This window comes from Variovorax sp. LARHSF232, assembly GCF_052871435.1.
The window spans coordinates 363,929-374,784 of the sequence record NZ_JBIXJS010000004.1; the positions used below are offsets into that span (position 1 = coordinate 363,929).

The window sequence follows — 10,856 nt, forward strand, 5'->3', positions numbered from 1 at the left end:
TCACTGGGGAGTGATGTTTGCGGCCTTCACCAGGCGCGCGTAGTTGTCCGCGTCCTTGCGGATGAAGTTCCGGAAGGCCTCGGGCGAGTCGCCCACCGGAATGAGGGAGGTCTCTTCGAGCTGCCGGCGCAACTCCCCGCGCAGCGCGGCCTTGATCACGGTGTTGATCCTGTCGATCACGGCATGGGGCGTGCCGGCCGGCGCGGCGATGCCGGTCCAGGTGACGACTTCGAAGTCGGGCAGGCCCGCTTCCTTCATCGTGGGGACGTCGGGCAGCAGCGGTGAGCGCTGGCGGCTGGTGATGGCCAGCGCGCGCAGCTTGCCGCTCTTGACGTAAGGCAGGGCCGTCGGCGAGGTGTCGAACAGCATGTCGATCTGGCCCCCCATGAGATCCACGAGCGCAGGGGCGCCGCCCTTGTAGGGAACGTGCAGGAGTTCCACCCCGGCCTGCTGCATGAATATCTCGGTGGAGAAGTGCTGGGCGGAACCGACGCTGGCGCTGCCGAAGGTCAGCTTCCCCGGACGCGCCCTGGCCATCGCGATCAGTTCCTTCACGCTGCCGGTCGGCAACTGGTTGCCCACGACCAGGATGTTGGGCTGGTCGACGATCCGCATGATGGGCGCGAAGGCCTGCAGCGGATCGAAGGGCGGATTGGCATACAGGTACTGATTGGCCGCGAAGACACCGGCGCTGCCGACCAGCAGCGTGTAGCCATCCGGCGGCGCCTTGGCGACATAGGCGGCACCGATATTGCCGGAGGCCCCCGGCTTGTTGTCGACCACGAAGGGCTGCTTCAGTGCGTCCTGCAGGCTCTTGCCGACCAGGCGCGCGACCAGGTCCACGCTGCCGCCCGCAGGGAATGGAACGACCAGGCGCACCGGCTTGGCCGGGTAGTCTTGCGCCACCGCGCACGGAACGACCACCGCCAGCAGCACGGGGAGCAGCTTCCTAAGCACTGCAGAACTCCTGCGACGAGGCTGGAGACCAAGCCAATGCGGCCACGACTGCGGACGCGACGGCCAGCAGCGCGTGATCGTCGCCCGCACGCCCGACCAGTTGCAGCCCGATCGGCCGCTCGTCCTCGTCCTGGCCCGCAGGCAGCGCGATGCCGCACAGCGCGAGCAGGTTGACCGGGCGGGTGAAGTGGACCGGGGCCACGTCGTGATCGACGTCCTCGATCCGCGGCGCGGTCATGGCGGTGACGGGCATGGCAACGGCACCGAGGCCCAACCGGTCCATCTCGCCGGCGAAGGCCTGCTGCCAGCGCGACGCGGTGGCCTGAGCCTCGAGATACTGCGCAACTGTCGTCGCCCGGGCGGCAATGAGCCGCGGCCGCACCGACGGATCTATCGGCGCGTCCGGGTCGTCCAGGAAGCGGTCGTTCACCCAGGCGCCCTCGGCGATCATGATGGCATTGGTGGCTTCCCTGAACGCCGCCAGGGGCGCCGGAAGACGCAACGGCACCAAGCTGAAGCCCGCCTGCTCGAGCCTTTTCAGGCTCTGCGCGTGACATCGCGCGACGGCCGGCGCGAGCGGCACGAGTTCTTCCGCTTCCAGGACGCCGATCCGGCGGCGGGCGTCAGGTGTCGCCCGGGGCGCCCCGGCCAGCGCCTCGAAGCACAGCCGGGCATCCTGCACCGACGAAGCGAACAGGCCCAGGCTGTCCAGTGTGTCGCTGAGGGGGTAGACGCCCCCGCGCGGTAGCGCGTCGATGGTCGGCTTGAAGCCCACGATGCCGCAGAAGGCCGCGGGCACGCGAACCGAGCCGCCGGTGTCGGAGCCGATCGCCCAAGGCACCAAGCGGGCCGCGACGGCCACCGCCGATCCGCTGCTGGAGCCGCCTGCCACCAGGGTATCCGTCGCGCGGCCGGCCGGATTGCGCGGCGTGTCCATGTGCGCATTGGTGCCCCAGGCGCCCAGCGCGAACTGCACCAGATGGGTCTTGCCAACGATGACGCCGCCGACCTCGGCGATGCGCTGGACAATCGCCGCGTCCTCCTGCGCGATGTTGGCCAACAGCAGCGGTGAGCCTGCCGTCGTGGGCTTTCCCTGGATGTCCACCAGGTCCTTCAACGCCACCGGGATGCCGTGCAGGGGACCGCGGTCATGGCCCGCGCGAAGCTCCTGGTCGGCCAGGGCCGCCGCAGCCAGGGCCTCCTCCTTGTAGACGGCCAGGAAGCTCTTGAAACCGGCGTCATGCGCTGCGATGCGGCGAAGACACTCCTGCGTGAGTTCCACCGAACTGGTCTCGCCGGTTCGCAAGGCACGCGACAGTTCGGCCATCGGCGCGAAGGCGGGCGGCCTGAGCTGGCTGGTGTTCGTCATGCGGCCACCTCCCGGACATCGAGTTGCGTACCCAGCACATGGGGATAGGACTCGCCGGCGTGCAGCCGTGCCAGCGTCTGCTGTTCCGCCTGCTGCAGGCCGATGGCCTTGTCGGCCAAAGCCCACGCTTCGTCGGGCGCCATCACCAGGACACCGTTCTCGTCCGCCAGCACCGCATCGCCGGGGTGCACGCGCACGCCAGCGCAGTCCATCGGCAGGCAGAAGCTGCCCGACTGCCCGCCGGCGCGGGTGGTTCGGGCGCTCAGGCCGCGGGCCCATACCGGCACGCCGAGCGCGCGCAGCTCCTCGATGTCCGTGACGCAGCCGTCCACCACCACGCCTGCGACACCGCGAAGGCGCCCCGCCAGCACGCTGGCGCCACCCATGCACGCGATCGTCTCGTCACCCGCGCGGTCGACCAACAGGAAGTCGCCGGCCCGCAGCTGTCCCAGCGCGTGATGCAGGATGGATCCGTCCGAGCCTTCGCAGCGCACGGTGACGGCGGTACCGACCGTGCGCGTCACTGCCGCCATGGCCTTGACCCGGCCGTGCAGGAAGCCGCGGTCGTGAAAGTGGCCGATGGTGGCCGGTTCGGCCTGCTTTAGCAGTGCCAACAGCTGCGGCGCACAGGGCGGAGGCAGCTCTCCTAGTTCGATGCCAGTCATTTCGGATATCGTCGTTGTCGAATGACGGCCATCGTAGGTAAGCGCCTGTGGCGCGGATATTGATCAATTCTCAGGATGGTTAATTCGGATTCCTTATCAACGAGGTTCACCCTGCACCAGCTGCAGGCCTTCGTCTGGACCGCGCGTCTCGGCACGGTGCATGCGGCGGCGCGGCATCTGCACCTCACCCAGCCGGCGATCTCGCACCGCATCCGCGACCTGGAGGAGGAGCTGGGTATCCAGCTTTTCGAACGGCAGAACCAGCGCCTGCTGGTGACGGAACTCGGGCGCAATGTGCTGGTGTATGCCGAGCGCGTGCTGGCGTCGGCGCAGGATATGGCGCGGCTCGATCTGCGGCGCACCATCACCGGCCTGGTGCGCATGGGCGTGGACGAGTCCTGCGCCATCATCGGGATGCCGCAGATCCTCAAGGACATCAAGGACTGCTATCCGGCGCTTCGCGTAGATCTGACAGTGGGCGGAGGCGCCCAGCTGCTCCAGAAGATCAACAACCACGAGCTGGACATCGCGCTACACACGGGGCAGAGCGGCCAGCCCGACGTGACGAGCCAGTTCATGGGACTTACCCAGCACCAATGGGTGGCGACCCACGACCTGATGGTTCCGGAGGGAGACTTTCTGCCGGCCCACGCGCTGAACCACCGCATCGTCTGCAATGCGGCGCCTTCGACCCTGCACGAATCGGCGTCGCGCTGGCTGGCCTCGGACGGCTATGCCTTCGAGGAGTACAGCAGCTGCAACTCTCTTTCGCTCATGGTCGCGCTGGTCACCTCCGGCCATGCGATCGCCGTGCTGCCCGCCTCCATCACGCGCCGGCAGGTCGCCGAAAAATCTTTGCAAGTGCTGCGCGCCAAGCCCGCGGTGCCGGACGTGCCCTACTACTTCTCGTACCTCGCGCACCACCGCAGCGAGACCACGGCGCGCATTCTGGATATCGCGCTGCGCAACCTGCAGGACGCCGTTTTCTTCCACACCGACGAAGCGTCCCAGGGCAGCGACCCTGGTTGACGACTCGATGGGCGCGCTCAGACGTGGGGAGCCCAACGCAGAGATTGCACTGAACCGCGGACCCGGCCTCTCTCACGCGCTTCATTCAGGCTGAACGCCGATGCTCCGGTTCTTCATGTACCGTGGAACTGCGCGGGCTCGAGGGTGGCGAGTTCGCACAGCATCCGCGGCCATACCCTGAGGCCTTCTCGATCGACGCGATGCGGAAGAACTCATTGGGCACATGCACCGGTGCGTCCAGCAGGTTGTAGCCAAACATCAGTGTTCGACGCCTATGGCCTCCTACTAACCCCAAGCAATTAGTTGATCACTCAGGTAGCAATCAATGCGCCAAGTTGACGTGTGCACAGCTATTTCACCGTGAGGTGTTGCGGATGGGGGTTGACTCGTTTTCGGTGCACACCACCGGGCTGGCACTGCTGTTGCGCGGCCGGTTCCCGGCGCAGCGGGTGGCGCGCCTGGTCATGGCGCCTTCCATCGCGATCCGCACAGCGACGACTGGGTCTGCACGAGACCAAGGCGGCCAGGATTACACGACCGTGGTGACCAGCCAACTCTAGCGTGGGCGCCAGGTTTACCGGTTGCCCCTGGGATGTCTGCCCTGCCCTTGCCGCAGGACACCCTGTCGGCCGGAGGTCTGTCCGTCCTAGATCGAGCTACAAGCCGCCCCATTGGCCGCCGGTTGTGCCTCTGCGCTCATCGGCGCGAATGACGCCCCTCAACCGCGTGCACTCGCGCTCCAGCGATGCAACCCAGGCGCGCGCGTGTTGGACTTCATTGAAGGCCTGCGCCTGCAGTGCTTACAGGTCCAGCGGCTCTCGAACCACAGCGCCAGGTAGACCGCGCGCGGCGCGTTGCCGCTCGCGCGCCAGCGCTGCAGGGAGCGCAGGCTCACGCCCAGGTGCCGGGCAATGCGCTGGGGCGACGCTATCTGGTCGGCCAGCAGGAAGTCCAGCGGCGGCATGCGCGCCGCCGAGGGTGCACGGAAAGGCATGGCAGTCCCCTTCGGGCCGGCGCGAAGCGCGCCGCAGCGGCGACAGCTTGTCAGGGCGCGCAGAGATGCGATCCTCAACGCCGGCGCGGACTTTCAGGGGATTGTTCGGCAGTACACATAACCCGCGCAAGCTGCAAGACGACGCCTGGCTCACTACCGCCTCACACTCCATCTGCGGGCATGGCGTTTCCTGCCAGCCTCTGACAAGCTCGGATGGAGCTATCCTGTTCATCATGTTTTCGAAAGGAACTTCTCTTTGAACAAGACCGAACTTATCGCCGCGATCGTCGCCGACACTAACGTCAGCAAGGCCGAGGCCGGCCGGGTACTCGATTCGGCCCTTGGAAACGTGACGCGGGCCCTGGCACGTGGGGAAGCCGTGCAACTCATTGGGTTTGGCAATTTCACCGTGGCGAGGCGTGCCGAGCGCACCGGCCGCAATCCATCGACCGGCGAGCAGATGACGATCAAGGCGAGCAAGGCGCCGAAATTCACGGCAGGCAAAGCATTGAAGGATGCAGTCAACGCGTGAGCGTAGTCGTTGCCAGCTCGAACGCCAGGCGCGTCGATTGAGGAAACCTGACCCACGACGTTGCCCACCAACACTTCTTCGCGTTGCCCGAGCGCTGCAACGGACGACCAGGACTCGTCGCGTGTGAACGGCTGCATCCGCATGTTGCGTACTGGCGATCAGGGCCTTGAGCCGACTTTTCGCCCAAAGCAAAGCAGACGTTTGGGCTCGTTGGCGACGGGGCTATGCTGCGCGTTTGAACAGTTACTTCTGGCCCATAACGGAACCGCTGCGTACGCCCTTCTGGTCAAACCGGAGTCGGGCTGTTTCCATCGCGGGGCGATTCGACTGAGCCCAGCGCGCGAGAGTCTCGAAGTGCTCAGTGAGTTGCGCACGCTGTATCGCGATAAGCCGATCGGCTCGGATCCGAAGGGGGGAGTTGCCGTTCTGAAGCGACTTACATCACGGTGGCGAATGCAATAGGCGACCAGTCAAGGCGCGCCATGCCCCCCGAACTTCGCTGCCATCACGCTGGTACGGCTGGAAGGGGGCAGGTCAACTTCACCATCTTCAACGAGCACAAGACGAGCACCGATGGTGACCATCAATCCTTGTGCGGCGAAGCTGTCTTGGACTAAACATAACTGCGTGTGCTATGTGTTGCTCATATGTCCCGCGCCTGAGGCACCTCGCCTGGCTTGTAGATCTTGTGCTGCGCCGCCGCGCTGAGGGGCTCTGAGACGACAAGGAGGCGCCACAGCTTCTCCCGCGTCGAGCATGCGCGTTCGGCATCCGTGAGCTCGAATCCGGGCGCCTCGAGTGAGCTTCCCTTCACCGCGACCCTGAGGAGCGTTTCGCCCTTCGGACTAGACACCTCGATGTCATACCCGAGGTGCTGAGTGCTCACGTCCTGTGCGTCGTAGCCATAGCCTGTGAAGTGACGCGTCACGTAGGCCATCGCGGCGGCGTGGACATCCTCTGCCGAAGCCGGTTCGGAACCCAGCAGTCGCGCCTGTTGCGCATCCGGAACGCCCCGTCGCGCTCGCGCAGCCTGAATTTCGGCGGCAGACGGAACCCAGCCGCGGGGGCCGCGGACCAGAACCGCTAGGCCTTGATCGGCCTCCCAGCTTGCGACATGCCACGGGTCATCATCTCGAACCCGCGTGGAGACCTTCGCGCTCTTGTTGCTCTCCAGTTCGTCGATCGGGACTCGGTTGGTCTGCAAAACCACCCGAAAGTTCTGTTCCGAATCCAAGGTCCTTTTGAGCAAGGCAAGTCGGTCCTTGGCACGCTGAACCTGGTTGGGGCTGCGCGCGCCGCCCCCTCCTCGAAACTGAGTGTCCAATGATTCGAGGTAGAACCAGCGCGCCCCGGCTCCGACGGTGACGAACTCGGCCCAGATAGTGGCAATGACGCTGTCGCCGCTCGCGAGCCAGGCATAGTCGAACGGCCTTTCCCGCGCGGCGAGCACACCCATTTTTTCAACGATCTCTACCGGGTTGAGCCGCGGACCTGACAGGCGCTTCTCGTTGATGACAGCGAGTACCTGCGTGTCGACTTCCTTGTCCATGCGGCGGGCCTCTCTGGGTGGTTCAAGGCAGTATGCCGCATCGTACGTTCACGGGTCCCCACGAAAGCTGGCGCTACGTTCAGGCATTGCGGAAGTTGGCCGTCCGTTCGAATTGCCGCCATCGCCTACAGTCACGCCACGGCGAATCTTTTCCCCGACCTCCCGCCAGCGCTGGGTGCCGAGGGCATTCAGCTGATCCTCCTGCCCTTCTCTGTAGATGCTGGTACAGCACGCCGCGCTTGCCGTGGAACACGTCGCGCGCGGGGCTGTGCCGGCCTTCGCCGAGGTTGAGTTGCTGCAGCGTGCTGCGCCGGCGCGTCTCGTGTTCAGCGTGTGGATGGCCAGCTCCTCGGCCGACAGGGAGTCGGGGGAACGGCCGTATCGTTCGCGGTGTATGGCCGTCGGGAAGTCGACGGGCATTGGAAGTCAGAGTGCTTCGGTGCAGAACGCGGCCGGCGCGACGATGCGGGTACGGCCGATGTGACCGCGTTGCAGGAGTCCGGCGCGATGATCGCCGGTCACCAAATAGTCGGCCTCGCCGGCAACTGCCATGGCCAGCAGGAACGCATCAAATGGATCGTCAGCCTCGATGTCTGTTGGCAACTTCGGGCTCGACGACCACATGCCGCATGACGAGCGCTACGCCCGCGCACGCGAGTTCTACGACGTGGTCACCGGCCTGTGGGACAGCTGGGCCGACGATGCCTTCGTGCACGATGCGGCCAGCGGCCGCTACTTCGACCCGTCGCGGCTGCACACGCTCGGCCACAAGGGCCGCTATCTTTCGGTGCGCGGGCCCTTGCACATTGCGCGGCCGGTCCAGGGCTGGCCGGTGATCGTGCAGGCCGGCGCGTCCGAGCCGGGCCGGCAACTCGCGGCCGAGACGGCCGAGGTTATCTTCGCGGCCCAGGGCACGCTGGCCGAAGGGCGCAGCTTCTATGCCGACGTCAAGGGCCGGCTCGCCGCGCTGGGCCGCGAGCGCGACCATCTCAAGATCCTGCCGGCTACGGCGGGCTGGCCTTCGTGGGCACCGCGCGGACCATTGCCGACGAGATGCAGGAATGGCTGGAGACCGAAGGCTCGAACGGCTTCAACATCATGTTCCCATGGCTGCCGGGCGGGCTCGACGCATTCGCCGACCAGATGGTGCCCGAACTCCAGCGGCGAGGGATCTTCCGGCAGGAATACGAAGGCACGACGCTGCGTGGGAACCTCGGACTTCCGCGTCCGGGCAACCGCTTCCTTCCTGACCCGCGCTGACCTCTCCAAAAAAAAACGGATCCTAAGATCCGTAAAAGCCGTTGAGAGACGACTTGGAGACAACTCTGTTCCAGCAGACCGGGCCCGCTTGCGGGCGCAGCCGCTGCCCGCCTTACCTGTTGGGTTGCGGCGTGATGCGCAGATAAGGCCGAACCGCCTGGTACCCCTTGGGAAATCGCTGCGCGATCTCCGCCGGGTCCTGAAGGCTCGGCACGATGACCACATCGTCGCCATCCTGCCAGTTGGCCGGCGTCGCGACCTTGTGGCTGTCGGCGAGCTGAAGCGAGTCGCTCACCCGCAGGATCTCGTCGAAGTTGCGTCCGGTGCTCGCGGGGTAGGTGATGGTGGTGCGGATCTCCAACTGCCGTGACCTCGTCGCTGTGCAGATAGAAGGAATTCGCCCCTCCACGGTGGATCACTTCTGGATGGAAATCAACACACTGGCCCAGGCCACTCTGTACTCGTCGGCCGAGCCGTGTGTGATGCGCGGGCGCCATTTTTGGTCGGGCATCGGGCGTGTGGTGTTTGGCATCGATGCCGTGCGCCTGCGCGTGTTCCGCGGCGAGCGGGTCGAGCAGCGTGATGCAGAGCTGTCCTGCCGCGACGTATTCGCGGCATCCCCCATCCCATCGAGTGCATTGGGCCCACGATGATCGAGAAAGCGAGTGCGCCCCATGTCGGCTTCTGGAAGGCGTGAGGCGCCCGTCCAGGCCGCTAGCGGGCAGAATCTGCACCGTCTCTCACGGCTCCCTTTCGACCACTGTGCCCGTCCAGTCCATGCCCGAACCTGAAGTCGATGCCCCATCCGGCGCACACCTGAGTCGCGCCAAGCAGGGGCGCGAGCGCATCCTGGGCGCCATCCGCGAAGCGGCCATTGCCGAGTTCAGCCGCCATGGGTTCAAGGGCGCGTCTACCAAAGCCATTGCCGAACGCGCGGGCCTGACCAAACCCCAGTTGCACTACTACATCAGTAGCAAGGAAGAGCTCTATGAAGAACTGCTGTACTCCGTGCTCAATGGCTGGTCGGGGGCCTTCATATTCGACAACAACAGTGACGACCCAAAGAAGGTGCTGAGCAGCTACGTGCGCAAGAAGCTGGACTACGCGCTGGACAACCCGGGCCTGTCGCGCATCTTCACCACCGAGGTGCTGGGCGGCGGGCGCAACCTGGGCAAATACTGGCCGGTCGCCGTGAAGTCCACCCAGCAGAAGGTAGATCTGATCAACCGCTGGATCGCCGAAGGCCGCATGCGCACTGTGGATGCGAAGGTCCTGCTCATGCAGATCTGGGGCATGACGCAGCACTACGCCGACTATGGCGTGCAAGTGCACATCATGCTGGGTCTGGCGCCGGATGAACCCATCGACCGTGAGCACATCGTGCGAGAACTCACCACTTTTGTGCTGCTGGGCTGCGGCCTCGCACCAGATTAGGCCGCCCTGCGGTTCTGTGCGCGGCAGGTGACTTGCCGCAACCCCCAACGTAGACGGCCTGAAGTGCCTCGGCAGATCCAAAGCGCCGGCAGGTAACACTGGCACAGCCCTTGCGTTAGTTTGACCAATCGATCAGATCAATTGGTCAAATATGCAGGTCCCAACAACGACAACCCCACTGCCTCCAAGCGGACAGGCCTTTGAACTGGTGCTCGCGCGCAGCCAGATGCGGCTGCCCGTAGCGCCCGGCGAAAGCATGGCCGACGTGCTGCAACTCGCCGGCGTGCCCATCGACACCCTGTGCGAACAAGGCGTGTGCGGCACCTGCGTTACACGCTGGCTCGACGGCGAGCCCGACCATCGCGACAGCTGCCTGAGTGGCGACGAGCAGCTGACCCATGTGGCCGTGTGCTGCGCGCGCAGCCATGGCCCGACTCTCACGCTCGATCTCTGACTGCGTTTGGCAAGACACCCGCGATGCGCATCCTCGTGATCTATTGCCACCCGGTGGAAACCAGCTACAACGCGGCCCTGCATGCCGAGGTGGTGCATAACCTGCGCGCGGGCGGCCACGAGGTGGACGACTGCGACCTGTATGCCGAGCACTTCAACCCCGTGCTGAGCCGCGAGGAGCGACTGGGCTACCACGAAGTGCCGAACAACCGGTCGCTCGTGCAGGGCTATGTGGACCGCCTGCTGTGCGCCGAGGCCGTGGTGTTCTGCTTTCCCACCTGGTGCTTCGGCATGCCGGCCATGCTCAAGGGCTTTTTCGACCGCGTGCTGATGCCAGGCGTGGCCTTCGACATCAGCGACCCGCACAACGTGAAGCCCTCGCTCACGCACATCAAGCGCATCTCGGCCGTGGTCACCTATGGCCGCCCGCGCTGGACGGCCCTGCTCATGGGCGACCCGCCGCGCAAGTCCGTCACGCGCTACATGCGCTTGCTCACGGGCGGCAAGGCCCGCGTGGACTACCACGCCTACTACCACATGAACGTGGCCACGCCCCCGCGTCTGGAAGCCTTCAAGGCTCGCGTCGGCCAGGCCATGTCGCACTTTGCCTGAGG

General features: G+C 65.5%; 10 protein-coding genes and 5 pseudogenes. 7 read left to right on the forward strand and 8 right to left on the reverse strand.

The genetic code is table 11. The features are described 5' to 3' along the window. From ACIPRI_RS13965 to ACIPRI_RS13975, 3 genes are read right to left on the reverse strand one after another with little or no spacing between them, the layout of a single operon-like run. Entirely contained in the window at positions 1–957 is a 957-nt protein-coding gene (locus tag ACIPRI_RS13965) for a Bug family tripartite tricarboxylate transporter substrate binding protein (protein WP_446622049.1), read from the reverse strand. Then, positions 950–2,326, reverse strand: a complete 1,377-nt coding sequence (locus ACIPRI_RS13970) for an amidase (protein ID WP_446622050.1) — start codon at positions 2,324–2,326, stop codon at positions 950–952. Before ACIPRI_RS13970 ends, ACIPRI_RS13965 begins: the two co-directional genes overlap by 8 nt. Then, positions 2,323–2,991 (reverse strand): RraA family protein, encoded by a 669-nt coding sequence (locus ACIPRI_RS13975; RefSeq protein ID WP_446622051.1) that lies wholly within the window; start codon positions 2,989–2,991, stop codon positions 2,323–2,325. The genes ACIPRI_RS13970 and ACIPRI_RS13975 overlap by 4 nt, the downstream gene beginning before the upstream one ends. Positions 2,992–3,066: 75 nt before the next feature. On the opposite strand from ACIPRI_RS13975, the gene ACIPRI_RS13980 reads away from it, so the two are divergent. Then, positions 3,067–4,020, forward strand: coding sequence for a LysR family transcriptional regulator (locus ACIPRI_RS13980; protein ID WP_446622052.1), 954 nt, complete (start codon positions 3,067–3,069; stop codon positions 4,018–4,020). Between the two features lie 718 nt (positions 4,021–4,738). Here ACIPRI_RS13980 and ACIPRI_RS13985 read toward each other — a convergent pair. Beyond that, positions 4,739–5,014, reverse strand: coding sequence for a hypothetical protein (locus tag ACIPRI_RS13985; RefSeq protein ID WP_446622053.1), 276 nt, complete (start codon positions 5,012–5,014; stop codon positions 4,739–4,741). Positions 5,015–5,270: 256 nt separating this feature from the next. On the opposite strand from ACIPRI_RS13985, the gene ACIPRI_RS13990 reads away from it, so the two are divergent. Next, complete coding sequence (locus ACIPRI_RS13990) at positions 5,271–5,546, forward strand: HU family DNA-binding protein (RefSeq protein WP_446622054.1); 276 nt, start codon at positions 5,271–5,273, stop codon at positions 5,544–5,546. Positions 5,547–6,189: 643 nt separating this feature from the next. Here ACIPRI_RS13990 and ACIPRI_RS13995 read toward each other — a convergent pair. From ACIPRI_RS13995 to ACIPRI_RS14005, 3 genes and pseudogenes are all read right to left on the reverse strand, one after another. Beyond that, positions 6,190–7,095: a protein NO VEIN domain-containing protein gene (locus tag ACIPRI_RS13995; protein WP_446622055.1), complete on the reverse strand. Its 906-nt coding sequence runs from the start codon at positions 7,093–7,095 to the stop codon at positions 6,190–6,192. Positions 7,096–7,272: 177 nt separating this feature from the next. Next, positions 7,273–7,423: pseudogene (locus ACIPRI_RS14000) on the reverse strand (Tn3 family transposase); the annotation flags it as partial. Between the two features lie 98 nt (positions 7,424–7,521). Next, positions 7,522–7,704: pseudogene (locus ACIPRI_RS14005) on the reverse strand (putative toxin-antitoxin system toxin component, PIN family); the annotation flags it as partial. Between ACIPRI_RS14005 and ACIPRI_RS14010 the strand changes: the two are divergent. Continuing rightward, positions 7,697–8,355: pseudogene (locus ACIPRI_RS14010) on the forward strand (LLM class flavin-dependent oxidoreductase); the annotation flags it as partial. The pseudogenes ACIPRI_RS14005 and ACIPRI_RS14010 sit on opposite strands and share 8 nt — an antisense overlap. A gap of 112 nt (positions 8,356–8,467) precedes the next feature. Here ACIPRI_RS14010 and ACIPRI_RS14015 read toward each other — a convergent pair. Beyond that, positions 8,468–8,713 (reverse strand): annotated as a pseudogene (locus ACIPRI_RS14015) (peroxidase); the annotation flags it as partial. 82 nt (positions 8,714–8,795) lie between these two features. On the opposite strand from ACIPRI_RS14015, the pseudogene ACIPRI_RS14020 reads away from it, so the two are divergent. The 4 genes and pseudogenes from ACIPRI_RS14020 to ACIPRI_RS14035 form a co-directional block, all read left to right on the forward strand. Then, positions 8,796–9,052: pseudogene (locus tag ACIPRI_RS14020) on the forward strand (nucleoside deaminase); the annotation flags it as partial. Between the two features lie 80 nt (positions 9,053–9,132). Continuing rightward, entirely contained in the window at positions 9,133–9,789 is a 657-nt protein-coding gene (locus ACIPRI_RS14025) for a TetR family transcriptional regulator C-terminal domain-containing protein (RefSeq protein ID WP_446622056.1), read from the forward strand. A 208-nt stretch (positions 9,790–9,997) separates the two neighbouring features. Continuing rightward, entirely contained in the window at positions 9,998–10,243 is a 246-nt protein-coding gene (locus ACIPRI_RS14030; RefSeq protein ID WP_446622057.1) for a 2Fe-2S iron-sulfur cluster-binding protein, read from the forward strand. Positions 10,244–10,266: 23 nt separating this feature from the next. Further along, complete coding sequence (locus ACIPRI_RS14035; protein ID WP_446622058.1) at positions 10,267–10,854, forward strand: NAD(P)H-dependent oxidoreductase; 588 nt, start codon at positions 10,267–10,269, stop codon at positions 10,852–10,854. The last annotated feature ends 2 nt before the right edge of the window (positions 10,855–10,856 follow it).

What these genes read in the sequence shown, in the direction of transcription:
- ACIPRI_RS13970 (WP_446622050.1), bottom strand. Translation starts at nt 2,326, where the DNA reads ATGACGAACACCAGCCAGCTCAGGCCGCCCGCCTTCGCGCCGATGGCC.
- ACIPRI_RS13975 (WP_446622051.1), bottom strand. Translation starts at nt 2,991, where the DNA reads ATGACTGGCATCGAACTAGGAGAGCTGCCTCCGCCCTGTGCGCCGCAG.
- ACIPRI_RS13980 (WP_446622052.1), top strand. Translation starts at nt 3,067, where the DNA reads ATGGTTAATTCGGATTCCTTATCAACGAGGTTCACCCTGCACCAGCTG.
- ACIPRI_RS13985 (WP_446622053.1), bottom strand. Translation starts at nt 5,014, where the DNA reads ATGCCTTTCCGTGCACCCTCGGCGGCGCGCATGCCGCCGCTGGACTTC.
- ACIPRI_RS13995 (WP_446622055.1), bottom strand. Translation starts at nt 7,095, where the DNA reads ATGGACAAGGAAGTCGACACGCAGGTACTCGCTGTCATCAACGAGAAG.
- ACIPRI_RS14025 (WP_446622056.1), top strand. Translation starts at nt 9,133, where the DNA reads ATGCCCGAACCTGAAGTCGATGCCCCATCCGGCGCACACCTGAGTCGC.
- ACIPRI_RS14035 (WP_446622058.1), top strand. Translation starts at nt 10,267, where the DNA reads ATGCGCATCCTCGTGATCTATTGCCACCCGGTGGAAACCAGCTACAAC.